This window comes from Myxacorys chilensis (genome assembly GCF_059505265.1).
Genome location: NZ_JCACKG010000181.1, coordinates 1 through 23,783 on the forward strand (window position 1 = coordinate 1; position 23,783 = coordinate 23,783).

Sequence of the window (23,783 nt, forward strand, 5' to 3'; positions counted from 1 at the left end):
AGGGGACAGCCCTTCAACCTGCCAATGAACGATCTACAACTGTAGTATATTGCACCCTACACGATGACAGTTCTTTCGCTCCATCAACAAATTTTGCATCAAACGTATAGAAATCAGAACATAGCTGGCATTGGGCAAGATGAAAAGCATCCGCAAAATCTAAGCCACGCTCATGCCATTGCAAGACCTGCTCAGTTAATCTAGCGTTGCTTAAGTGAACATTTGGCAGCCCAAAGAGATTTTTGAATGCTGTGCGGATCTCATGAGACTGGCGCTTGTACGAAAACCGCAATACCCACTCTGTTTCAAGTAATGACTGTGTTGGGAATGAAAACAGCCTCAGATTGAAAAAGCTGATAACTTCTTTCGTACTGAAAGGCATCGTCTTGGGTCAGCAATCGAACCACAATATTTGTGTCAACGGCGATCATGCCATGTCTCCTCTACTCCGCGACGGATTGCATCTTCCATCTCCTCCAAACTGACGGGCGTTCCATCGTGTTTGAGACATCCCGCGACAGTATCTAAAGTCGTCTCTACAAATGGCGGTTTAGGTTTAAAGAGAACTCCGTCTCCAGTATCGATTGCGACGAATTCCTGTCCCACTTTCCACTGATGCATCTCACGCAGTACTTGAGGAATGGTGACTTGACCGTCGCTAGATAATTTTGTCGTTTCCATAAGCCGCAGGTAAACACGTCAGATTTTAGCAAGACTGCCGAGTCGCCTACACCAAAGCAAGTTCCGGTAAAGCCCCCTGCATTCGACCCAGCCAATCGATTAGATTCGACAATTGCTGATCGGCGCTCAGCATTCCCAGTCCTCGCACCGTCACTTTTCCTGGCATGAAGACGAAGCGCGATCGCAGATGATCGGGTAAGTTTTCTTTCAGCAAGTTCCACGCGGGTTCTTCCATTGGCGTTTCTAAAATGACGTGCTGTTTGCCTTCGGGCTTGATGCGAGAGAAACCAAGTTTTTTCGCGACTTGTTTGAGTTCCATCACGCGCAAGAGTTGTTGAGATGCTCCTGGAATTGTGCCATAGCGATCGTTCCAATCTGCCGCGATTTGCGTCAGTTCTTGCTTCGATTGAGCGGTGGCAACGGCACGGTAGGCACTCATCTTTTGATCAAGATCGGGAATGTAATCGGCAGGAATAAAGGCTGTGAGTTGCAGATCGATTTGTGTATCGTCCACTTGCGGAATCTCTTGACCCCGAATTTCTTTGATCGCGTCTTGCAGCATTTCCATATACAAATCAAACCCGATCGCGTCCATCTGTCCTGATTGTTCTGCACCGAGTAAGTTACCGACACCGCGAATTTCCATATCTCGAACTGCAAGCTGATAGCCAGAACCGAGTTGAGTAAACTCTTGAAGTGCCCGTAATCGCTGACGGGCCGCGTCTGAGAGTTGATGCTGTTTTGGATAGAACAGCCAAGCGTGCGCCTGAATGCCTGCCCGTCCCACTCGTCCCCGCAGTTGGTAAAGCTGCGACAGCCCAAATTTCTGAGAGTCTTCGATCAAAATCGTATTGACTCTGGGAATGTCCAATCCCGATTCGATGATCGTGGTGCAGAGGAGAATATCAGCATCGCCTGCGCCAAACGTGAGCATGACCGATTCGAGTTCCGATTCTGGCATTTGACCATGCGCGATCGCAATCCTTGCTCCCGGAACCATTTCGCGCAAGCGGGCTGAGATCTCTTCAATTCCCTCGACTCGCGGGACAACATAAAACACCTGTCCGCCGCGATCGAGTTCTTGCCGAATTGCCGATCGCATAATCTCTGGATCGTAAGACGATAAGTGCGTTTTAATCGGACGGCGCGAGGGCGGCGGCGTGGTGATCAAGCTCATTTCTCTCACGCCCGATAGCGCCATGTAGAGGGTTCTCGGAATCGGCGTTGCGCTGAGGGTCAGCACATCGACCTTTGTTCTGAGCGATTTAATCTTCTCCTTTTGATTGACGCCAAATCGCTGTTCTTCGTCCACCACGAGCAAACCCAGATCTTTGAAAGCGACGCCTTTTCCTAACAGTTGATGGGTTCCAACGACAATATCTAATTCGCCCGTACTCAAGCGGCGCTGAATGTCTTTGCGTTCTTCCGGCGATCGGAATCGGTTCAGCAATCCGACTTGAATTGGGTAGGGCGCAAACCGTTCTTTCAGCGTGTGATAGTGTTGCTGCGTCAGAATCGTGGTTGGAGCGAGGAGCGCGACTTGTTTTCCGGCAGTAACGGCTTTGAAAATCGCGCGAATTGCCACTTCCGTTTTCCCGAATCCAACATCACCGCAAACGAGGCGATCCATCGGGCGATCGCTTTCCATATCTTGCTTGACATCTTGCGTCGCTTTTAGCTGATCAGGAGTGGGCTGGTAGGGAAACGAGTCCTCCATTTCGGCTTGCCACGGCATATCCACGGGATAGGTAAAGCCTTGCTGCTGAGCGCGTTGAGCATAAAGCTGCAACAGATCGACCGCCACTTTCTTAACGGCTTTGCGAACCTTGCCCTTGGTTTTCTCCCACGCCTTGCTCGACATTTTATTGAGTTCGGGCTTGGCATCGCCCACGGCGCGAAATCGAGACAGCGATCCTAACTGATCGGCCGCGACCCGCAGCAGTCCGTCGGCGTACTTTAGAACCAGGTATTCCCGCGTTTCTTGATTGATCGTCAGGCTTTCGAGCTTGATAAATTGCCCAATTCCATGACTTTTATGAACGACATAATCTCCCGGCTGTAGCTTGTTAGGATCGACTTGTTTTGACGCGGCACGACGCCGCTTGCGAACATACGTCGGGGTTGCTAGCGTTTGCTGTCCAAAGAATTCTTTGTCGGTGATGACAACAATCCGAAACGTTGGCAGGATAAAGCCTTCAAGTTCTGCAAGACCCGAATATTTGACGGCAACGGGCACATGCTGAATCTGGAGTTTGTCGATCGCTAGATAATCTCGCGGATTCGGCACAAACTGCGCTGGACAGTCATGTTCTTGCAACAGCGCCACCGAGCGGGAAGGTTGCGCCGACACCAGCCAGATTGCAAAGTTGCGATCGCGTTCTCCTCTCAGGGTCTCAGCTAATCGAGCAAACTGATGCGGAATTGCCGGAACTGGGCGGCTCGCCAGATTCAATCCATTCTTTTCCTCCGCGAGTTCAGACAAGTAAAGCCGCTCAAATTGTTCGACTTGAACCAGAGAATCGGTGAACGCGCGATGAATTTTCGGCAATGGATGCTTGGCGCTGACGTCTTGCCACTGTTCTTCCACATGTTCGACCCAGCGATCGCTGTGCGCCTGCGTCATATCCGGTTCGTCGATCGCGATTAGCGTGTTTTCTGGCAAATAGTCCAACAGCGACGCCGGATGCCCAAACGCCAATCCTAAGAACCGTCGCATTCCTTCAAGCGGTTGTTCTTGCTCGAAGCGCTCTTGCTCTTCGGCGGAGAGATGAGGAACCAGATCGTCAGCCGTTAAAGCGGCTTGAATGATCGGTGAAAAACTGGTCGGCGTGAGCACAATTTTTTCGATGCGATCGAGCGAGCGTTGAGTAGACGGATCAAACTCTCGAATCTGATCCAACTCATCGCCAAACAATTCGAGGCGAATCGGCAGTTCTGACGCTACCGGAAACACATCAATAATGTCCCCCCGACGGCTCCACTGTCCCTCAGTTTCAACCAAATTGACCCGCTCATAGCCCAGCCGCGCTACTTCTTCACTCAACCGATTCAGATCTAGCTCTTGTCCTTTCTGAAGCGGCAGACAATAAGAGGCAAGAGCTTCGACGGGCGGAAGGTGGGGTTGGAGGGCACGTTCGGTGGCAACGATCGCTAGGGATGAGCGCGCGCTTTTTTGATCTCGTTTGTCAGCGTTGTTTAGGTTAGCGTCGCCATTAGGTGTCCCTCCATCGTCATCCCTCCTTGCGTCAGCGATGCTGTAAGGCGGAGGGACGCCTTCATCCCTATTCTTAACTAGCTCCGCCAGCACCTGAAGCTGTCCCCACGTCATCTCCGCTTCCGAGTCAAACGGCTCATAGGGCGATGTCTCTGATGTCGGGTAGAACTGCATCGTTTGCCAGCCCATCGCATCAAGTTGGGCGCTCCAGCGTCCTGCTTCTTCTAAGGTTGAGGTCACGATCAACAGGGGACGTGACTGAGCCTGAGCCAGCGTTGACGCGACTAAGCCCTTGGGTAGCCGAGCCAAGCCGCTCAGGTGCAATGCGCCTTGACTAGTCAGCTTGCTAAGTAACTCAGCCGTTAGAGGCAACCGACCGAGCGCACGAGTAATCGAAGAAAAAGCCATCAGACGCCTCTGGGGAGAACCCGAAGTATGGACTATAAATATGAACTATTTTTACATTCTAAAGACACTGCTCCAGAGTTGATCATTCCTCAAGGGTCATGAACTCATAAAACTTTTTGAGTCCTAACTCAGGATCAATGATGAACCTCTAGGGTCAGATACACTAAAACAGTCCGTTATACGTTTGCCAAGAAATTAGGCAGTCTCAGGAATGCAACCGCTCATCACCGACTTACTGATCATTCTGCTTTTAACGCTTGCTAATGGTTTATTTGTCACGTCTGAGTTGGCCGTGGTGTCTGCTCGTAAGATCCGCTTGCAGCAGCTTGCTAACCAAGGCGATAAAAAAGCCCAAGCGGCACTGAAATTAGCCGAAGAACCAAATAATTTCTTGGCGATCGTACAGGTTGGCATTACTCTGATTGGCATTGCATCGGGTGCTTTCGGTGAGAAAGCGCTCTCGACTCGGCTCGAACCCGTCTTTGCAGGCATCCCGGCTCTCAAATCTTACAGTCAAGCGATCGCGTTTGGCATTGCCGTTCTAAGCCTCACCTACTTGACGCTAATCATTGGGGAATTGGTGCCAAAACGAGTCGCTCTCAATTCACCAGAGCGGATTGCGTCTTGGGCCGCCTTTCCGATGACCCTGATGGCAAAAGCTGCCGCTCCGATCGTCTATCTGCTCAGTTCCTCCACCAATCTCGTTGTCAGACTCTTAGGCATCCGTCCGTCTGATGAGCCGCAAGTGACCGAAGAAGAAATCCGCGTCATGATCGAACAAGGCACAGAAGCAGGCATGTTCGAGCAGGCGGAAGAAGACATCATGAAGCGGGTGTTTCGGCTCGGCGATCGCCGCATTAGTTCTCTCATGACGCCGCGCTTAGAGATCGTTTGGCTTGATCTAGAAGACTCATTTGAGGAAAATCGTCGGTGCATGATGGAAAGCGCTCACGCCAAATTTCCCGTGTGTCATGGCGGGTTAGATAATTTGCTGGGCGTGGTGCACGTCTACGATTTGCTCATTAAAACTATGGAAGGACAACCGATCGACTTTACAACTTCCTTACAGCAACCCGTATTCGTGCCCGAAAGTACCCGTGCGCTGAAGGTGCTAGAACTGTTTAAGCAGACCGGAACGCAGCTCGCTTTTGTGGTCGATGAATATGGCGTGATTCAAGGATTGGTGACCCTGACGGATGTGTTGCAAGCGATCGTTGGCGATATTCCGTCCGTCGAAGAACTGGCAGAACCGCAAGCCGTGCAGCGCGAAGACGGCTCTTGGCTCCTCGATGGGATGCTGCCAGTTTATCAATTCAAAGAATTGCTTGACCTTGAAGAAAAAGAATTACCGGGAGAAGAGCGAGGCAGTTATCAAACCTTGGGTGGTTTTGTGGTGATGTATCTCGGTCGCATTCCCAAACCCGCCGATTTTTTTGAATGGGATTCTCTGCGGTTTGAGGTGATGGATATGGATGGCAACCGCGTTGATAAAGTCCTGGTCGCCCCTGGACAGGAAGAGGTTAAAGAGTAAATGCCGCATGGATGGCTAACCAAATGCAAGGCGGCTCGGGACTCGTGTAGGCAACTCGGTGCTTTTGGTGAGCAGGAATCAAGAGATAATCTCCTGGATGCAGGGAAACCTCATGTCCATCTTCATAGCCTATCCGCGCCTCTCCTTGCAACAGCACAACCCATTCGTCTCGCGCTTGGTCATACCATTCCCCGACAGGAGTTGTTTGTCCTGTGGAGATAATCCGCTCAATCAGAATCTGGTCGGTCTCGACCAACGGCTGGAACACTTCTTCTGTGAGCAGGTGAGCAGGCAAATCAAACAAATTGTTCATTGTGGTTTATCTAACTTGATTTTTTCACTCCATATTGTTTTCAATAATCCACCGCGAGAGTTCGGTGCGATTGGTAAGCAACGTTTTCTTAAGCATGTGGCTGATGTGACTTTCGATCGTGCGTTTACTTGTGTTTAAGCGCTGAGAAATTTCAATATTTGATAATCCCTGCGCTACCAGTTGAGCGACTAGCAATTCTGTAGCAGTCAATCGAACTCCCTCAGGCACTTGAATCCGAGCTTCGGATCGCCGCGCCTGGGTCTGCTGCATTAAATGCGACGATCGCAGCGACGATTCAATTTGCGCGACTAATTCATCTAAGTCAAACGGTTTGATCATATAAACATTCGCGCCTGCGCTCAAGCCCTGGACGCGATCGCTACTTTGATCTTTTGCAGAGACCATAATGATCGGCAACCAGCTAATCTCAGGGACTTGTCGAACCGTTTCGGCAAACAGGTAGCCATCCATCTCTGGCATCATAATGTCAGAAATAATCAGGTCAGGTTTAATGCGATCGAGCAGTTGCATTGCCTGCTTGCCACTGTCTGCTGACGTGACCTTAAAGCCCTTAAACGACAAAAATTCTGATATCAGCGCCACAAAGTTTTCGTCGTCATCTACTAGTAAGATTGAGCCTTTTTCAACACTAATTTTTTCCAGTACCAAGGTCATAGCTATAGCAGGTTAATCAAGTAGGTTCTTTCACGGAGATGAATCGCCTTACATCGTCGAATCTATCGCTCGTTCTGTCATCAGCACAAACGTCCGTCTTTTGACGGAACATCTATCCGTGAGATCGCGTGAACTGAGTTAGAGATTTACCGTAGTTGTGCGGATAGATGAAAAGGCGCACTATCAATTTCTTAGCCTATGTTTGAACGTGATGAACGGTAGCTCGATATTTGACCTGAGATGACTACTGATGACACTGTTGTTTTCCCTTCTCAGCGTTCACAGTATGGCTACCGAAAATTACTGAGGTTGCCTGAGCGCTTAAGTTTTCTAGACTGACACAGCGATCGTTTTAATCTTGATTCCAAACGGTAGTGGCACAAGCGACAAACTGCTAACAGAGTGTATGAATCGTCCGGAAAACCTGAAAACGATTAGAGAAATTGATAAGTGGATGAACTCATTAAACATAAGACGCCTTGCTCTTGTTAAATTCGCATGATTTCCTCGCGCTATACTCCGTTTCTGCTGCTCGGAATTGCAGTCGCCCTCACAACGCTTCAACTCCGGTTGGTGTGGAACACAGGACAACTCAAAGGCTTGGAGCCTTATATTCTCTGCTATACAACCGTTTACTTTATGGTTTGGCGAAAGCGTAATTCTCTAAAACTTGAGTGCGCTAGTTGGAGAAGATTTAAGCCTATAGCGATTGCAAATAGTATTGGTCTTATTAGCGTTCTTTGGGTGTTGTACAGAAGCACTTTGATCTCTAGTTACGATTCTGCTTTGCGCTTCTCACCAATTATCTCAGGATTGGGATTAGTATTTATCGGATTTGGCTTTTCTGGATTAAAATCCTGTTGGCGAGAGCTACTAGTTCTGAGTTTTCTAATGATTCCAACGACAACGCTAATAGAGTTGTTTGATATCTCTCACGCAACCGCAACTTTAGCCGGAAATTTTTTGTGGTATTCCGGTTTTCCTGTAGTTCAAGATGGCACAAAACTTGTATTGCCTACTGGATTTGTTGATGTTTATGTAGGCTGCTCTGGGATTCAATCCATTCTGCAATTACTGACCCTTGCGTTTCTATTTACGATGTTGTTTCCAATGGGTTGGTTTCAAACGTTGCTCATTGCGATCGCTGCGATCGCAGTTGCCTTTCTAGTCAATGGTGTTCGAGTAGCGCTAATGGCAGTTCTGTTTGCTCAAGCCAACGAAAGCGCGTTTGACTATTGGCACGTTGGAGACGGATCGCAACTCTTCTCAATGGTGGCTGTACTCCTGTTTGGAGGCGTTTGTTACTTCTGTCTAGAACGATTTGATGCAGAGGTAGACTCTCAACCCACAGAACAAGAAGGCTCCTGAAAATATCCCCGCCCTTGGAATTGGAGCGGGGAAGGCAGTGTGATGGAGGGAGCGAAACGAAACTGAATCTGAGTATCAAGCATAGAAATTACCTCTAACGCTCAAGCCAACGGAGCCTTACTTGCGTTTCTTAGAGCGTCGCCGTTGAGCTAGTGCTGCTAACCCGATCGCGGTGGTTGAACCGACGATCGTAAATGGTTCAGGAACAGACTTGCCAGGTGGTGGATCAGAACGGGTTCCAGGATTGATTCCAGGATTAATTCCAGGATTGATTCCAGGAGAAGTTCCATCACCTCCAATTGAATTCATTCTTTTTGAATTGTTGCCACCTCCATTTGGCAAGGCGGCTAATAATGCGGCTAGGGGAAGTAACGCAAACAGCCCGTTGCCAATTCGACTACCACCTACAGGAGGCACGGCTCCTCCAGAAGCAGTAGTAGCTTGCGGTTCAGAGGGTAGCAGTTCGCCACCGCCTACTGGGCAAGCAGTATTGCGAAGCTGTACAACAAAATCATCATAGTCACGGTCTTGCTGCTGACGGTCTCGCACCAAATTAGACCCTGTATCGTCCCAAGCTAGAACGCTACCGCCTTGGCACAAGCTAGTCATATCAGTGCCACTGAATCGCACCTGCCGCTCCTGATCAGGGTTTAACACATCGTTGGAATATACCGTTCCAACGGAGCGCCCATTATAGGAAGATTCCAAGTAGAAGGCATAGTTCGTCTTCGCTTTGAACGTGTACTTGGCGGAGGTTTGAGAAACAGTATTTCCAGGCGTTCCGCTAAAGTCGTTCGCGCTCTCAAGATCGCTAATCTTGCTCGACGGCTGAAAAATCGTGCCCTCTTGATCTGCGGCTTTAGATTCAACCAGTAAGGGCGTTTTCTCGTTGGTGTCTAGGTTCAGCACACCAAACGTCGATTGATAAGCCCCATGAGACTCTAGAAAGGACGACTCCAGTGTGGTATCTTCGCCAAATCGAATTTGACCGTTGCCAAACGACATGTCAGCCGCTAGCACAGGTGCAGCAAAGCCCTGCACAAACCACGCGATCGCAGCGCCAAGAGCAACCGTTGGCATAGACGGTTGCCCAACCATCTTAGCCCGCCGAACCCAGGGGATATGGGAGCTTAGGAAGGGGGTGAAGGGCTTTCCTAAGCGTTTTGAGCCAGTATTCTTTGATATCATCAGGACCAAACCTTGCAAGAAGAGATTAATGGTGGTAGAGCAGTCCTGAGTAAACTAACGTATGTGTAAAATCTACTACACTCATCTGCACACCGGAATTATACTCAAGGATGATCCTAAAACAGACTGCTCTTTACACAAACTAAATGTCTGCGAAGGCCATACTGTAGGCAATTTACCTAGATCTACTGGGCTAGATAGGTAGCATAGCGATCAGAACGCATTAAATCGCATTTAATATTGAGATGAAGCGCTATCTGTCTCAGTATGGTTTCTCAGGAAATGAGGATTACTGATCGCCCTCCACCGTGTTTTTTGGACTCACTCAGTAATTACCGAAAAACGGCAGGCTATATGTCCTAAATTTTCAGTAAATTTACGGCGTAGATTGGTAGAAGCGGCCAAGAGGTGTAAGAGAAACGGCATCTTTCTAATCTGCTTAAACCTTTACCCTGTAAGCTTTACGTCAATTTTCTCCAAGTTCTACTGTACTCGTAAGGTTACAGGAAGTGATCCCATCCAAATCCGTAATCTCCGTACCTAGGAGGAATCTCGGATTCGGTGCTGACTCGGTTTGCGAAGCTAAATTGCTTCAGCAGAATGGTATGTAGTGGAAAACCCAGAGTCAATAGGCACTCCGCGCGGAGTGCATTTGCAAACTTAGGGGATTTCACGGTTTTTTCATCAACATCAAGTTCAACCCATAAACCTTAATTCTTCCTGATTGCCGAGCTTTCCTAGGAAGTTTTATCTAGTCGACAACAGAAGATTAAATTTCTTTAAAGGAGTTAGGCTTCGATGGTCTCGTTTGATCTCAGCCTCTCCACCGTAACCTTCACCAGGATTCATCCATCAGGGAGGTCGAATTGCAGAAAAGGTGTGACCGAAATCGAAAGCGCTCTAAGCGACGGGCGATCTATTGCCCGATCCATAGCGGCTATGTGCATAGTGTGAGCCAAAAGTTTTCGCTCTATGCCGATCGCGCAGAACAACTTCAAGAACGCGGACTGGCGCGGCGATATGCTCTTCTAGCCGTTGCCACTCAAACGACAGTCACTCTGGTCGGGGAGTGGCTAGAAGCCTTCTGGTGTGACGAGTGCCAAACCACAACCTGGTATCACGTGCGTCGATTTGAGGGCAATCAGTATGAGGTGTCGATCGCGCCTCCAGAGCTATGGCAGCAAGCAATTGGGGTGATTCATCCCCAAGGCAACCCATCCGTCAGTGAGTTCACTCGCAAAAGTGCTCGTCTGACGCAATACCAAGGGGCTAAAGATTTTAACTGTGTAGGATGACGCGATGAGAAATAACACGCTTGTGAAATGAGACTCTCATGAAATGACTTAGTAGCTCAACTTGCTATTTCTAGCCGCGACTCTCTAGTACAAATAGCGGCTGAGTTACTATCCCTTTCAATCAGAGCTAGAACACATGGTAGAACGATTACACAATGCTCAGAATGACAAGTATGTTGCTCAAGATGCGCCAGGGACGCTCGAACTATCGATCGTGATGCCCTGTCTAAATGAAGCGGAAACACTAGAAGTTTGCATATGTAAAGCGCAATGGTATCTCAAACAGCATGGAATCGCAGGAGAAGTGGTAATTTCCGATAATGGAAGCACCGATGGATCACAAGCGATCGCGCGGCGCTTAGGAGCGCGAGTGATTGATATTCAAGAGAAAGGGTACGGAAGCGCCCTTCGAGGTGGCATCTGGGCGGCCCGCGGTCAGTATGTCATCATGGGCGATGCCGATGATAGCTATGACTTTACGCAGTTGTCGCCATTTTTGAAGAGACTGCGCGAAGGCTATGACCTGGTGATGGGAAATCGCTTTAAGGGCGGAATTGAACCGGGAGCGATGCCACCGCTACATCGGTATTTAGGAAATCCAGTCCTGACTTCGATCGGTAAAATGCTGTTCCCAAGTCCTTGTGGCGATTTTCACTGTGGCCTGCGGGGATTTAAGACCACCTCGATTCGATCGTTGGATCTTAGAACGACCGGGATGGAGTTTGCGAGTGAAATGGTCGTAAAAGCTTCACTCTATAAAATGCGAATTGCTGAAGTTCCGACCACGCTCTCACCCGATGGTCGAAGTCGTCCACCTCATTTGCGAAGCTGGCGGGATGGCTGGCGACACCTGCGATTTTTACTGCTGTACAGTCCTCGCTGGCTGTTTTTGTATCCCGGATTGATGTTGATGATAGTTGGAATGGTGGCAATGATTTGGTTGCTGCCAGGGGCGCGAGGCGTGTTTGACATTCATACGCTCCTATATGCTGCTGCCTCGATCATTGTCGGCTTTCAAACGGTCACCTTCTCGGTGTTTACGAAAGTATTTGCAATTAGCGAAGGACTGTTACCTGAGGATCGGCGGTTTAGCCAAACATTACGCTGCGTCAGCTTAGAGCTTGGACTAATTGTAGGTGGCATATTGCTGTTGATTGGACTGTCAGGATCAATTTGGGCATTGAATAGTTGGAGCACTCAACTATTTGGTGCGCTAAATCCTTCACAAACGATGCGAATTGTAATTCCATCGATTACCTGTCTTTCTCTGAGTTGCCAAATCATTTTTTCCAGTTTCTTCCTCAGCGTATTGTGGATGAAACGGTTGTAAGTCTCACGTAGCAGAGAACAATGTAGGATTGCTCTCTGCTACTTTTTAGACACAGAATGGCATGTCCTAATTTGCTTAATTTTATATGAAGTCTATCCCTTTAAAGTTTCCAAAAGTTAAAGTTAGCTTCAAAATTAATGTCATTGCAGTTTTTTGTGTTTCTGCTTGCGTTTTATCGATAATTAGAGCACTCAGCCCACTATTTATTGCTAGTGATTCTAGTGTTCAAATTGGAGCAGGTTTAGGGCTAGCGAGCATTGGAAAAATGGGCAATTATGCTTTAGGTGTCGATATTTCTCAACCACCGCAAACCGAGTGGTTAACTTGGTTCGCGCCAGCATTATCAATTTTTCTATTTTTATTAATGAAACTTGGTTTCACAACCGAAGTTTCTCTAAAAATCATTTATTCAACTGCCACGATCGCAGGTTGGTATGGATGGGGCTTATTGTTTCGCGAAGTCATGCTCCTCACCAATACTCGCAATCTATTTGCAACGCTAGTTGCGATCACACTGGGCATCACATTACCTCTTTACTTTACCTTTGACTGGTGCGGAACCGACCTTTTGCTCTGGGCAGGAATTCCATTTATTATCTATTACTTCTATTCAATCTACCGGCGAAGTGAGCCTCAACCTCTAAATTATGTGAAACTCGGTAGCTTAATTGGTTTTACTTATACAATTCGATATGCCGCGATTTCGTTACTAATTGGACAAGTTGCCTTTCTCGTAGCCGCTCGAAAGTTTAAACAGATTATCTATGTCGTCTTAGGCTTTTTAGTATTTTATGCTCCAGTTTCAATCTACCGTGCGATCGTAGGCAGCAATAAAGCTGATCACGTTGCAATTTCTTCGAATCTCCTTAATCCACGATTTCTATTGGGTCAAGCGAAGATTATATTCTCTAGTTTGAAAAATTCAGAGTATTTATTATTTAGCCATCTCTCTCATAAGATTCCAGTTGAAAAAGTTGCGGCTGGCCTACTCATCTTCGCGGTTGGGCTATCGATTGTCGTGCTAGCTAAAGGGCGGCAAGATGACAACTCTCCATCTGGAAATTTACTAATTTTATCGAAAGAAATTCTATTCATTAATTCCTCTCTGATCTTTTTCTTGGTTGTTGTTAGCCTTGCCTCATCAAATGATTTTCTTCATATCACAGAGATTCGCTACTATTACCCTTTGTTTCCTTCTTTGCTATTAGGGGCATATGGAGCAGTTTTCCACTTTAGTGAGTCAACCTCAGTTTTTTCAAAAATTGTTCGTGGTCTTGCAGGAATTTATCTTGGAATTTTCTTGCTTGGAACATTTAGAGGATTGATATTTAATTCTTCGGCTATGTTTGGATTCCACTATTTCTCGCCTTCTAAACATTTGGTTGAGTATCCTAGCCGTCAGATTTTGACTCGTCATCCACAAAGCTACAAAATGCTGATTGACTTGCTTGAAAAGAATCCTGATCGTCTTGCAATCTCATTTGCAGAAGACTTTGATTTTAGACACACACCTAGTCTCAATCTGCGGCAAAGAATTGTTCCTGCTTCTTCTACAACCGTACCTCAAAATACAACCAGCCAACCATTAGAAATTTATGCAATCTTCGCAGTTGATTCTGAGTGTCCGAGTTATTGTTACTATGAATATGGCAAAGAGGTTACCTTTCTTAAATCTTCCCCAGATGTGAAACAAGAGTACGTTAATCCACAAGAGAAGATTCAAATTGTTTCGGCGACCCTGGCAAAAGATTCTAAATTCAGACTTAACTACGTAGTTGGAAACTCGTAAAGCATTGTAGTAGTGTAAAGTACCCCATTGAAAATGCGAACCCATCGGCGACGATCGAGACAAAGAATAGAAACACGGCTCAAAACAGCGCGATCGATGTCGCAAGTGGTAGTCTACCGCCCGGACAGCCAAATGCGAAACCCATTGAAACTGTTTAGCGAAATGTGGCGTGATTTGTTGGCGTCGCGAGAGCTAGCGTGGCAATTGACCCGAAGGGATATTAGCGCCAAATATCGTCAATCATTTCTTGGAATTCTTTGGGCCTTTTTGCCTGCATTAATTACGGCAATCGGGTTTAGCTTTGCAAAAGGGAGCGGTGTTGTCAACATTGGCAATACCGATTTACCTTATCCCGCCTATATTATGTTTAGTATGGCGCTATGGCAAACCTTTGTCGAAGCGATAAACGCTCCTGTACAAGCCGTGGCAACCGCGAAATCGATGCTGTCTCGGATTAACTTCCCTCGCGAAGCCTTGATCTTGGCAAAGTTGGGTGAGATTGGCTTTAACTTTGGCATTAAATTAATTTTCATTGTTGCATTGTTCCTGGTGTTTCAAATTCCGGTAACTTGGAGTGTTTTTCTCGCTCCAGTTGCACTAATTCACCTAATCGCGCTAGGGACATTTCTAGGATTGCTGTTAGCCCCGATCGGCGCGCTCTACCAGGACATCTCAATGGGCTTGACTCTGGTCACTGGACTGTGGTTGTTTATTACGCCTGTCGTTTATCCGGTTCCTCAAGGCGGCGTGTTTGGACAAATTGTTCAACTCAATCCAGTGACGCCTTTGCTCGTTACTGTGCGAGAGTTAGCCACAACCGGAGTCGTATCGAACCCCACGGGCTTTTGGATTGCTAGTGCGATCGCGCTCGTCGGTCTAGCGTTCGCCTGGATTGTGTATCGGCTAGGAATGCCATTTGTTGTTGAGCGCATTAGTTCTTGAGAATTATGACTGTGATAAATCAAGTTTCTACTTCCATCTCATCAACTCAGAGCGAGGTCATTCTTTCGGTCGATGGGCTCTCGAAAAAATTCTGTCGCGATCTGAAGCAATCGCTGTTGTATGGCGTTCAAGATATGGCATCAGAACTCATAGGAGCGAAGCGCAAAGGCTCAACTTTGCGACCGAAAGAGTTTTGGGCATTACAAGACGTTAGCTTTCAACTGCGACGTGGAGAAGCGTTGGGGTTGGTGGGTAAGAATGGAAGCGGTAAATCGACGCTGCTACGGATTATTTCGGGCTTAATCAAGCCCGATATCGGTCAGGTAGAAGTTCGCGGACGAGTTGCACCCTTGATTGCGCTAGGAGCTGGGTTCAACCCTGTTCTAACCGGGCGAGAGAACATTTACGCCAACATGTCGATTTTAGGATTGACGCGACAGGAGATCGAGAACTGCTTTGATCGAGTGCTTGACTTTGCAGAAATTAGCGATGCGATCGATGCGCCTGTGCAGAGCTATAGTTCTGGAATGGCGGCAAGATTGGGCTTTGCCTGTGCCATTCATACCGAACCCGATATTTTGCTGATTGATGAAGTGTTGGCCGTGGGTGATCTCAAATTTAGAGCCAAGTGCTACCGTCGATTGGCAGAACTGAAAAGCCGGGGCGTGGCGTTTGTGTTGGTGTCGCATAGCTCCAACTCCATTCTCTCCAAGTGCGAGACCGCCATGTATTTGTCAAAAGGCAAACTGATTATGAGCGGGGACGCGGCTGTTGTAACGCGGCGCTATGAAAACGATCTGTTTTTGGAAGGAGCGCCGCCTGCCACTGGCGAACTTCAGCGACAGCAGCGATCGGTTCATGAAAGCCCTGGACTGGATGTGACGGGCGTTTCTTTTCGCGATCGTCGAGGTCACAAAGTGACGGTTCCGATTAGCGGAGAGAAGGCTGAGTTGTGTATTCAATGCAAGGTACGTCACCGGATTGCAGATACCAATATGGTGGTCTCAATTCGTGAGCGGGTAGGAGAGGGCGATAAAATTTTGGTGCTCAGTACGCTGCACGACAAAACTCCCTTTAGCGTCTCTGCTGGAGCGAACGAAATCCGCGTCGAGTTTCCCTACCTTGGATTAAAACCAGGATCATATTTATTAGATTTGCATATTTATCAGGGCAGCTATACGTTGCTCGATTCGGTTCAGGAATTTAGTTTTGCCGTGGAAGGGTTGGGCAGCATGAGCGAATGTGCGTTCTATCAACCCCGACGTTGGAATGCGGTTCAGTTGGTGAGCCAAACTGATTGAGAGCCGCGCTGAAATTAACCCTGATAATGCTTAAGCTAATGTGTTGCTATGGAGGATGTAATGCAATCGTTGTTTGATACGGTAGAAAAGTCTGAAGTGTTTGTCGAACCTTTTCCCCATGTTGTGATTCGGGATGCGCTAGATGAACGACTTTGCAATCAGTTAATCGATGAATTTCCAAATATCAATACGATTACTCAAAATACTCAGTTTGCGAGTAACGAGCGATTTAGCTACCCTGCACAAGATGTATTTGCGAATCCCGAAATTAGTGAGCTTTGGAAGTCTTTTATTCAACTTCATACCTCAGATCGGTTTCTGCACCAGTTTGCCACTCTGTTTGAAGATCAGATTCGTCAGTACTATCCAGAGTTTGAGCAAGAGATTGGTGAGATTGCCGCTCTCAAAGGGGGAGTGCGAAAGATGGATGATTTTTCCAAGGCGGATGTGTTGATGGATGCTCAGATTTGCATTAATGCTCCTGTGACGGCAAAGCCTGAGCCAATCAAGCAAGCGCATGTCGATCGCCGCCAAGTTTTATTTGCTGGGCTTTACTACTTGCGCCATCCTGACGATCACTCAACGGGTGGCAACTTAGAAATTTACCGGTTTAAGTCCGGCAACCCTTACGGGTTTGAGGGGCAGTTTATTGACGATCGCTATGTTGAACGGGTCAAAACCGTGAACTATGAGCGCAACGTACTCGTGCTGTTTCTCAACTCAATCCATTCGCTGCATGGTGTAACTCTAAGATCGGTGACGGATTCGCCCCGCTGCTTTGTCAACTTGATTGGAGAAGTGAAGCAACCGTTATTTGACTATCGACCATATGAAGAACGGAAGAATTTAATCCGTCGGTTTACCCAAAAGCTGCGCGATCGCGGTTTACTTGATAAGCGCTAACAAGCGGGCTAAAACCGACAAATTGCAGGCAATCATTCCTCGAACCGAGAATTGTCTAGTGAGCCGACCCTTCACCCGCTGTTAGAACAGAATACTCAGATTTGACGCAGATAGGCTGCATCCCTACCGCCAGATTTTTATGGCTCTAAACTCCATAGTCCATCTTGAGCCAGCTTTAGAGCCAGGTCAGGCATTTCCTATTCCTGTTATCAATTCAAGAAAATTCTGTTTAGATTTGCGTTATGGCGATTAGTTACAGTAACTTCTCAAGCACCAGTGGTCTGAAGCTAAATGGCAATGCGTCTCAAGCAGGAGACGCATTGCGGTTAACACCCGATGCTAAAGCCCAACTGGGAAGCGCCTTTTTGGATACTCCGTTCGCGATTGGTGGAAGCACCTCGTTTTCCACCAACTTTCAACTGCGAATTACAGGCAGTCAAGGCACAAACGGCGCAGACGGCATGACCTTCATGCTGCAAAACAGTAGTCGAGGCGCAGCAGCGATCGGAGACTCGGCAGGACAGTTAGGCTATGGAGCAGGACAAAACAATCCTGCGATCGACAAAAGCCTTGCAATTAAATTTGATACTTGGGCAAATTCAGGAGAATCCAGCAATAACTTTGTGGGAGTCAACCTGAATGGAGTTGCGATCGGGTCAGTTGCTGGGGCAAAAGCTCCAATCGATCTCAACAGCGGCAGCCTTGTGAACGTTTGGGTTGACTATAACGGAACGACTGATAACCTAGCCGTTTACTTATCGGGTAGCACCAGTAAGCCGACGACAGCTTTGATTAACTACACCGTTGATCTTGCAAGTATTGTCGGCACTCAAGCCTATGCGGGTTTTAGTGCTGCAACGGGCGGCGCACCCAACATTCACGACGTTCTCAAGTGGCAGTTAGACACGTCTACTCCAACCACGTCTACCCCAACTACGTCTACCCCAACTACGTCTCCAGCGCCAACGCCTCCACCAACGGGGTCAACCATTGATTACCGCGATTTTGCCAACACCAGTGGTTTAAAGCTGAACGGCAATGCGGCTCAGACTGGAAATGTGTTGCAATTGACACCTGATATCACTCAACAAGCAGGCTCGGCATTTTGGACAGCGCCGATCGGGCTCAATTCCGACACGTCTTTCTCAACCAACTTCCAATTTCGCATTCGCGGCGCTCAAGGCACCAACGGTACAGATGGCATGACCTTCATGCTGCAAAACAGTAGTGCGGGCATCAACGCTTTAGGTGGGATAGCCGGACAGTTGGGCTATGGGGCTGGATCAGGAACTGCGATTAACAAAAGCCTTGCGATTAAGTTTGATACTTGGGCAAATCCGGGTGAATCCAGCAATAATTTTGTGGGAGTCAACCTAAATGGAGTTGCGATCGGGTCAGTGGCGGGAGCCAATGCTCCGTTCGATATTAATAGCGGTGGGGTAGCCAATGTTTGGGTTGACTACAACGGAACGACTAATAATTTAGCGGTTTACGTGTCGAATGGAACGACTAAACCCACGGGTGCATTGATCAATTACACCGTTGATTTATCGAGCCTTCTGGGCAATCAGGCGTATGTTGGGTTCAGTGCTGCAACGGGCGGCGCAGCGAATATTCATGAAGTTCTAAATTGGCAGTTCAGTGCGTCAAACCCGACTGCCCCGCCGATTGAACCGCCACCGCCCCCAAGCTCTGGATACACAACCTCGATTAACTACAATGACTTCTCAAGCGCAAGCGGAATCAAGTTGAATGGCGCGGCGGCTCAAAACGAAAACGTACTCCGGTTAACTCCTGAGGTCAATGGAGTCGCGGGAAGCGCCTTTGCAACAGACCGGATCGCTCTCTACGGCGACACTTCATTCCAAACTAGCTTCCAACTTAAGCTCTCTGGAAGCCGAGGAACAAACGGTGCCGATGGCATCACATTCATGCTACAAAACAGCAGCGCTGGATTAAATGCACTCGGTGGTACTGGCGGTAGCCTAGGACTGAGTGGAATCAACAACAGCTTAGCGATCAAATTTGATACCTGGCAGAATGCAGGTGAATTGAGTAATAACTACGTTGGAGTGGTGCGCGATGGCAAAATGTCTGAACCGATCGCTCAAGCAAATGCCCCCTTTGATCTCAATGGTTCCAACACGATCTTGAACGCTTGGGTGGATTACAACGGCGTCACCGATAATTTGAAAGTGTATCTCTCGAATCAATCCACTAAACCCACGACTGCCCTCATTAACACGACCGTCAGATTGTCGAATGTTGTGGGATCAGAAGCATTTGTGGGATTCAGTGCTGGAACTGGGGGAGCGCCGAATTTACAAGATGTGTTGAGTTGGCAGATGACAACCTCAACGCCCCCACCTCCAGCTGTTCAACCCGGAATCGCTCGAATTCTGCCCCTTGGTGACTCAATTACTCTTGGCGTGACGTCCCGGACTGCCGATAAGAATCGCACAGATATTCCAGGCGGTTATCGCCGAGTGTTATGGAATAAATTCACTGATGCAGGTCTATCGGTTGATTTTGTCGGAAGCGAGACGGATGGAAGCGCGAGTGGATGGAATGGCACGGGCGATCGCAATCATCAAGGGTCAGGTGGTTGGACAATCGATAAAGTCAGTGCCAATGTGATGAACTATCTTAATCGAGAGAATCCAGACATTGTGACGCTAACGATCGGAACCAACAACTTCATTAAAGATACGGCAGACCAGATGATTAGCAAACTCAGTACTCTGATTGACCAGATTACAGGCTTCTCACCCAAGCTGAAATTACTGGTTGCTTCGATTCCGCCCATTCATCTCAATACTGATGAAAACGCGACGCTGGCTCAGCAACAGCAGCAGGTTCAGACCGTCACAGACTACAACAATGCAATGCCAGGGCTAATTGCGAACAAGCAAGCCCAAGGTAAAAATGTAGATTTTGTTGATATGCGGAGCCTCACGGTTAATGATCTGGCACCACGCAATGATGACAGTGGAGTACATCCTTCAATGACGGGTTACGACAAGATTGGCAACCTTTGGTATACCGCTTTGTTAGATAAAGTCGGCATTTCTGGAAACACGCTCAGCGTCGGGTAGTGTTTGTTTGCCGTTCGTGACCGTTCTCAATCTCGTAGCATCGACCCTCCGCGAGAAATAGCCTCGCGGAGGGCTTTTAACTATCTAGGCAGCCGCGTTAAGCGATTTTATCTGTCTAGCTTTGTCTCTCTAGCTGTGTTTTAGTTGGGTTCCTCTCTCAATGACTTATGACAGTGACTTATGACGTTTACCACACTCACGTTTATTCTGCTGCTTGCGATCGCATTCACCACTTACTGGTCAATCAAACAAAGATCCTATCAAAACATTTTTTTGATAATCGTTAGCTATATTTTTTATGGTTGGTGGGATTACCGCTTCTGTTTCTTACTGTTTTTCTCTAGCTTAGTCGATTACGTTGCAGGATATTATCTTGCTCGGCTTGAAGATCCAAAGTGGCGACGACTTTTATTGGGCCTTAGCCTCATATTCAACTTAGGAATACTAGGATTCTTCAAGTACTGGAACTTCTTTGCTGATAGCTTGAGTCGAGCATTGGGATCGGTCGGTTGGCAGGTCGATGCTTTTTCCCTCAATGTGATTTTGCCATTGGGGATCAGCTTCTACACCTTTCAAACGCTGACTTACACGATCGATATCTATCGAAGACAACTCCAGCCCGCTCGAAATTTAATTAACTATCTCTGCTATCTCTCATTCTTCCCGCAGTTAGTCGCAGGACCGATTGAGCGAGCCTCACACTTATTGCCACAGGTTGAGCGCGATCGCCAGTTTAACTATGCACGCTCCGTCGATGGTTGTCAGCAGATGCTGTGGGGCTTCTTCAAGAAAATGGCGATCGCAGATAATCTTGCCCCGATCGTCGAGCGAGCCTACGCTTCACCAGGCGGTATGTCAGGTCCTCAGCTTGCCTTTGCGACGGTACTATTTGCATTTCAGATCTATTGTGACTTCTCCGCTTACTCGGATATCGCCATCGGAACGGCTCGATTATTCGGCTTTGATCTAATGCAAAATTTTGCTTATCCCTACTTCTCACAATCGATCTCAGAGTTCTGGCGGCGCTGGCACATTTCCCTTTCAACCTGGCTCAAAGACTATGTGTACATTCCGTTGGGCGGGAGCCGAGTTGCACCAATTCGGCGATCGCTCAACGTCATGATCACGTTCCTGCTGAGCGGATTGTGGCACGGTGCCTCATTGAACTTTGTGATTTGGGGCGGCATTCATGGAGCATTAATTATTCTAGAGCCGCTGTGGGGTGCAAAGTCAGCCCTTAAAGCGACAGATATTCCAGGCGGCGAGCGACGCCTACCGAATTTCAGTACAGTGTTCCGAATCGTGCTGACGTTTACACTAACGTGCTTTGCATGGATCTTTTTCCGTGCTCAGTCTGGACAGACTGCCGCTTTGATTATTCGGAAAATCTTGACCGAACCGTTTCAATTAGCAGCGTATCAATCCTTTGGAACTATCTTTTCGACAAGTCCACTAGAACCGCAAATTTTGATCACCCTACTGATTGGGTTCATTGCAGCAGAGTGGATGCAGCGCCATAAAACCTACCCGTTACAAATTGAGAAATGGCACGCTCCGCTGCGCTGGCTGGTATATACCGCTTTGTTTTGGATCACCCTGTTTTGGGGTACGTGGAACACTGGAGAATTTGTTTATTTCCAATTTTGAACTATGTCTAATTTAAAGAGATTTGTACTTAGATTGGCTGGATTTTTCTCACTTCAAGCTGCGGTTGCAGGGGTAGTGTTGACGCCTTACATGATCAATTATCGGGATGTTGTTGCCAATGGATTTATGGCAGCTTCCATCGATAAACAAGCTGAGCTAAAGCAGCCTCAATCAAGGCCAAGACTAGTCTTAGTGGGTGGTTCGTCGGTTGCCTATGGCTATTCCTCACCCCTGCTTAAAGATCACCTCCAGTACGAGCCTGTGAATATGGGACTTCATGCTGGGTTAGGAGCAGAGTTCATGCTCAGAGAAGTAGAACCAGGCTTAAAGTCTGGTGACATTGTGGTGATCTCATTGGAGTATGAGAACTTTATTGGTTTTCCACCAGGCGCGAAAGATGTTTATGACGTGATCGAAGCGGACTGGCGAAATGTTCAATTCTTACCTCTGAGCTATTTGCCATCGTTGATGGATGAAGGGCTGGTCTTTCTTGGCGGGGTATTTCGTCGCTCGGTGGCATCTGCGACGGGTGACCTTGAGCGAAAACCCTACTATCAGCGCAATAGCTTCAACAATTACGGCGATGTCACCGGGCATTACGGGCTACCCCAAGTGACCGAAAAGATTGCTTCTGAAGGTAAAACGTTTAATTTCGACCCGCAGGATGTCCAGTATGTCATTCGATCGCTCAACGAGTTTAATCAACGCGCCAAAGCGAGAAATATTCGGGTGTTTTATAGCTACGCGCCCCTGATGAAGAAGGTGCTGACCGAAAACCAAACTCAGATTGAAAACGTCGCTCAAACCCTGTCTAAGTCCTTAGAATTTCCAATTCTTGATCGCCCTGAAGACGTTGCGTATCTAGATAGTGCCTACTTTGACTCTCGATACCATCTCAATCAGGATGCAGCGAGACAACGCACGATCGCATTAATTGATCGCCTATCTCCCCATCTTCCGATAGCACACCATGAAAACTCCCCTGATCGACCCTGAAGTAGAAAAAGCGCGGCACAAGAAGCGGCTCACTTTTGTTTCCTATGTGAAAGCGTTACGTCCGCATCAGTGGACTAAGAATTTAGTTGTTTTTGCGGCTCCGCTGTTTGCGTTTTCGATCACGCTCGATTCGTTTCTCGGTAGCATATTGGCGTTTGTGTTGTTCTGCTGCGTTTCAAGTAGTTTTTACTTAATCAATGACGTTGCCGATGTTAAAGACGATCGGCTTCACCCCGTCAAGCGTAACCGTCCAATCGCGGCTGGATTGGTGAGCATTCCAGTTGCGATCGCGATGGCATTTTGTCTGTTGAGTAGCGCTGTGTTCTTTGGATTCGCTCAATCGATGGGATTGGGCTTGACAATTGTGAGCTATGCCTGTTTACAGACGGCATACAATCTTCGGCTCAAACGCATGGTGATTTTAGACGTAATTGCGATCGCAATTGGGTTTGTGCTGCGGGCTTATGCGGGCGCAACGTCAACAGACATTAAGCTGTCGATTTGGTTTGTGTTGTGTACTGCAATGTTGGCTCTATTTTTAGGAATTGAGAAACGGAAAGCGGAACTGCGATTACTGCAACGTAAAGGAGGAAAAACTCGGTCGGTGTTACGCAAGTACTCAATGTCGTTGCTGACTCGAATGGAAAGTACCGTCGTTGCCGGAACGATCACATCCTATGCGCTGTGGAGTGCCGGACCTAAATTGAACGGGGCTTCCACGTCGTGGATGATGGCAACCCTGCCATTTGTTCTGTACGGTGTGTTCCGGTATCAGTTGCTAAGTGAAGTGATAAGTGAAGTGAGTTGTGATGACTCTGATCAGCAGCACAAAACTGAGCGACCTGAAGAAGTGCTGCTAACAGATTTGCCAATTTTGCTGACCGTATTGGCTTGGGTTGCGACGGTCTTCACAATTTTATTGCTTCAGTACAATGGTCTCATTGAATAAGAAATAAGAGTGAGTTTGCAAAAGCAGGTTGCAAAGGTTAGATCTTGTGAGGATTGAATGATTCACAGCTTCACAGGTTTTAAGAGTGATCTTCTGCCTCATTGCTCATGTCGCCGCAATCGTCAGCTTTAGATGCCAACTATTGAGCAATCTAAATT

General features: G+C 47.7%; 18 protein-coding genes. 12 read left to right on the plus strand and 6 right to left on the minus strand.

Features of this window, described 5'->3' with window-relative positions:
• Positions 1-13 precede the first annotated feature (13 nt).
• Genes AC5JLB_RS15140 through mfd form a run of 3 tightly spaced genes read right to left on the minus strand, consistent with a single transcriptional unit; the run spans position 14 to position 4,303 of the window.
• Positions 14-382, minus strand: coding sequence for a PIN domain-containing protein (locus AC5JLB_RS15140; RefSeq protein WP_495874657.1), 369 nt, complete (start codon positions 380-382; stop codon positions 14-16).
• Positions 383-417: 35 nt separating this feature from the next.
• Positions 418-681, minus strand: a complete 264-nt coding sequence (locus AC5JLB_RS15145; protein WP_495874658.1) for an AbrB/MazE/SpoVT family DNA-binding domain-containing protein — start codon at positions 679-681, stop codon at positions 418-420.
• Positions 682-727: 46 nt separating this feature from the next.
• Positions 728-4,303 (minus strand): transcription-repair coupling factor, encoded by a 3,576-nt coding sequence (gene mfd / locus AC5JLB_RS15150; protein WP_495874659.1) that lies wholly within the window; start codon positions 4,301-4,303, stop codon positions 728-730.
• A 211-nt stretch (positions 4,304-4,514) separates the two neighbouring features.
• On the opposite strand from mfd, the gene AC5JLB_RS15155 reads away from it, so the two are divergent.
• The gene (locus AC5JLB_RS15155; protein WP_495874660.1) at positions 4,515-5,834 is read left to right on the plus strand and encodes a hemolysin family protein; all 1,320 of its coding nucleotides are present in this window, start codon (positions 4,515-4,517) and stop codon (positions 5,832-5,834) included.
• On the opposite strand, the gene AC5JLB_RS15160 is transcribed toward AC5JLB_RS15155, so the two are convergent.
• Complete coding sequence (locus AC5JLB_RS15160) at positions 5,824-6,147, minus strand: cupin domain-containing protein (protein ID WP_495874661.1); 324 nt, start codon at positions 6,145-6,147, stop codon at positions 5,824-5,826. The genes AC5JLB_RS15155 and AC5JLB_RS15160 overlap by 11 nt on opposite strands.
• Before the next feature lie 24 nt (positions 6,148-6,171).
• Positions 6,172-6,822, minus strand: coding sequence for a response regulator transcription factor (locus tag AC5JLB_RS15165; protein ID WP_495874662.1), 651 nt, complete (start codon positions 6,820-6,822; stop codon positions 6,172-6,174).
• Positions 6,823-7,320: 498 nt separating this feature from the next.
• On the opposite strand from AC5JLB_RS15165, the gene crtA reads away from it, so the two are divergent.
• Entirely contained in the window at positions 7,321-8,190 is an 870-nt protein-coding gene (gene crtA / locus AC5JLB_RS15170) for a cyanoexosortase A (protein WP_495874663.1), read from the plus strand.
• A gap of 117 nt (positions 8,191-8,307) precedes the next feature.
• Here the strand turns inward: crtA and AC5JLB_RS15175 are convergent, their stop codons facing one another.
• Entirely contained in the window at positions 8,308-9,270 is a 963-nt protein-coding gene (locus AC5JLB_RS15175; RefSeq protein WP_495874664.1) for a PEP-CTERM sorting domain-containing protein, read from the minus strand.
• Positions 9,271-10,328: 1,058 nt separating this feature from the next.
• Here AC5JLB_RS15175 and AC5JLB_RS15180 point away from each other — a divergent pair.
• The 10 genes from AC5JLB_RS15180 (at position 10,329) to AC5JLB_RS15225 (ending at position 23,625) form a co-directional block, all read left to right on the plus strand.
• The gene (locus tag AC5JLB_RS15180; protein ID WP_495874665.1) at positions 10,329-10,673 is read left to right on the plus strand and encodes a hypothetical protein; all 345 of its coding nucleotides are present in this window, start codon (positions 10,329-10,331) and stop codon (positions 10,671-10,673) included.
• Between the two features lie 136 nt (positions 10,674-10,809).
• A complete protein-coding gene (locus AC5JLB_RS15185; RefSeq protein ID WP_495874666.1) occupies positions 10,810-12,003 on the plus strand; it encodes a glycosyltransferase family 2 protein in 1,194 nt (397 codons plus the stop codon).
• 85 nt (positions 12,004-12,088) lie between these two features.
• On the plus strand, positions 12,089-13,792 hold the full coding sequence (locus AC5JLB_RS15190; RefSeq protein WP_495874667.1) for a hypothetical protein: 1,704 nt from the start codon (positions 12,089-12,091) through the stop codon (positions 13,790-13,792).
• Between the two features lie 33 nt (positions 13,793-13,825).
• Positions 13,826-14,734: an ABC transporter permease gene (locus tag AC5JLB_RS15195; RefSeq protein ID WP_495874668.1), complete on the plus strand. Its 909-nt coding sequence runs from the start codon at positions 13,826-13,828 to the stop codon at positions 14,732-14,734.
• Positions 14,735-14,739: 5 nt separating this feature from the next.
• Positions 14,740-16,035: an ABC transporter ATP-binding protein gene (locus AC5JLB_RS15200; RefSeq protein WP_495874669.1), complete on the plus strand. Its 1,296-nt coding sequence runs from the start codon at positions 14,740-14,742 to the stop codon at positions 16,033-16,035.
• Between the two features lie 60 nt (positions 16,036-16,095).
• Positions 16,096-16,938: a hypothetical protein gene (locus AC5JLB_RS15205; protein ID WP_495874670.1), complete on the plus strand. Its 843-nt coding sequence runs from the start codon at positions 16,096-16,098 to the stop codon at positions 16,936-16,938.
• 242 nt (positions 16,939-17,180) lie between these two features.
• On the plus strand, positions 17,181-20,033 hold the full coding sequence (locus tag AC5JLB_RS15210; protein ID WP_495874671.1) for a lectin-like domain-containing protein: 2,853 nt from the start codon (positions 17,181-17,183) through the stop codon (positions 20,031-20,033).
• Between the two features lie 180 nt (positions 20,034-20,213).
• Positions 20,214-21,680 (plus strand): MBOAT family O-acyltransferase, encoded by a 1,467-nt coding sequence (locus tag AC5JLB_RS15215; RefSeq protein WP_495874672.1) that lies wholly within the window; start codon positions 20,214-20,216, stop codon positions 21,678-21,680.
• Between the two features lie 3 nt (positions 21,681-21,683).
• Positions 21,684-22,676: a hypothetical protein gene (locus AC5JLB_RS15220; RefSeq protein ID WP_495874673.1), complete on the plus strand. Its 993-nt coding sequence runs from the start codon at positions 21,684-21,686 to the stop codon at positions 22,674-22,676.
• Positions 22,651-23,625: a decaprenyl-phosphate phosphoribosyltransferase gene (locus AC5JLB_RS15225; protein ID WP_495874674.1), complete on the plus strand. Its 975-nt coding sequence runs from the start codon at positions 22,651-22,653 to the stop codon at positions 23,623-23,625. Before AC5JLB_RS15220 ends, AC5JLB_RS15225 begins: the two co-directional genes overlap by 26 nt.
• Positions 23,626-23,783 lie beyond the last annotated feature (158 nt).

What these genes read in the sequence shown, in the direction of transcription:
- AC5JLB_RS15140 (WP_495874657.1), bottom strand. Translation starts at nt 382, where the DNA reads ATGCCTTTCAGTACGAAAGAAGTTATCAGCTTTTTCAATCTGAGGCTG.
- AC5JLB_RS15145 (WP_495874658.1), bottom strand. Translation starts at nt 681, where the DNA reads ATGGAAACGACAAAATTATCTAGCGACGGTCAAGTCACCATTCCTCAA.
- mfd (WP_495874659.1), bottom strand. Translation starts at nt 4,303, where the DNA reads ATGGCTTTTTCTTCGATTACTCGTGCGCTCGGTCGGTTGCCTCTAACG.
- AC5JLB_RS15155 (WP_495874660.1), top strand. Translation starts at nt 4,515, where the DNA reads ATGCAACCGCTCATCACCGACTTACTGATCATTCTGCTTTTAACGCTT.
- AC5JLB_RS15160 (WP_495874661.1), bottom strand. Translation starts at nt 6,147, where the DNA reads ATGAACAATTTGTTTGATTTGCCTGCTCACCTGCTCACAGAAGAAGTG.
- AC5JLB_RS15165 (WP_495874662.1), bottom strand. Translation starts at nt 6,822, where the DNA reads ATGACCTTGGTACTGGAAAAAATTAGTGTTGAAAAAGGCTCAATCTTA.
- crtA (WP_495874663.1), top strand. Translation starts at nt 7,321, where the DNA reads ATGATTTCCTCGCGCTATACTCCGTTTCTGCTGCTCGGAATTGCAGTC.
- AC5JLB_RS15175 (WP_495874664.1), bottom strand. Translation starts at nt 9,270, where the DNA reads ATGCCAACGGTTGCTCTTGGCGCTGCGATCGCGTGGTTTGTGCAGGGC.
- AC5JLB_RS15185 (WP_495874666.1), top strand. Translation starts at nt 10,810, where the DNA reads ATGGTAGAACGATTACACAATGCTCAGAATGACAAGTATGTTGCTCAA.
- AC5JLB_RS15190 (WP_495874667.1), top strand. Translation starts at nt 12,089, where the DNA reads ATGAAGTCTATCCCTTTAAAGTTTCCAAAAGTTAAAGTTAGCTTCAAA.
- AC5JLB_RS15195 (WP_495874668.1), top strand. Translation starts at nt 13,826, where the DNA reads ATGCGAACCCATCGGCGACGATCGAGACAAAGAATAGAAACACGGCTC.
- AC5JLB_RS15200 (WP_495874669.1), top strand. Translation starts at nt 14,740, where the DNA reads ATGACTGTGATAAATCAAGTTTCTACTTCCATCTCATCAACTCAGAGC.
- AC5JLB_RS15205 (WP_495874670.1), top strand. Translation starts at nt 16,096, where the DNA reads ATGCAATCGTTGTTTGATACGGTAGAAAAGTCTGAAGTGTTTGTCGAA.
- AC5JLB_RS15210 (WP_495874671.1), top strand. Translation starts at nt 17,181, where the DNA reads ATGGCGATTAGTTACAGTAACTTCTCAAGCACCAGTGGTCTGAAGCTA.
- AC5JLB_RS15215 (WP_495874672.1), top strand. Translation starts at nt 20,214, where the DNA reads ATGACGTTTACCACACTCACGTTTATTCTGCTGCTTGCGATCGCATTC.
- AC5JLB_RS15220 (WP_495874673.1), top strand. Translation starts at nt 21,684, where the DNA reads ATGTCTAATTTAAAGAGATTTGTACTTAGATTGGCTGGATTTTTCTCA.
- AC5JLB_RS15225 (WP_495874674.1), top strand. Translation starts at nt 22,651, where the DNA reads ATGAAAACTCCCCTGATCGACCCTGAAGTAGAAAAAGCGCGGCACAAG.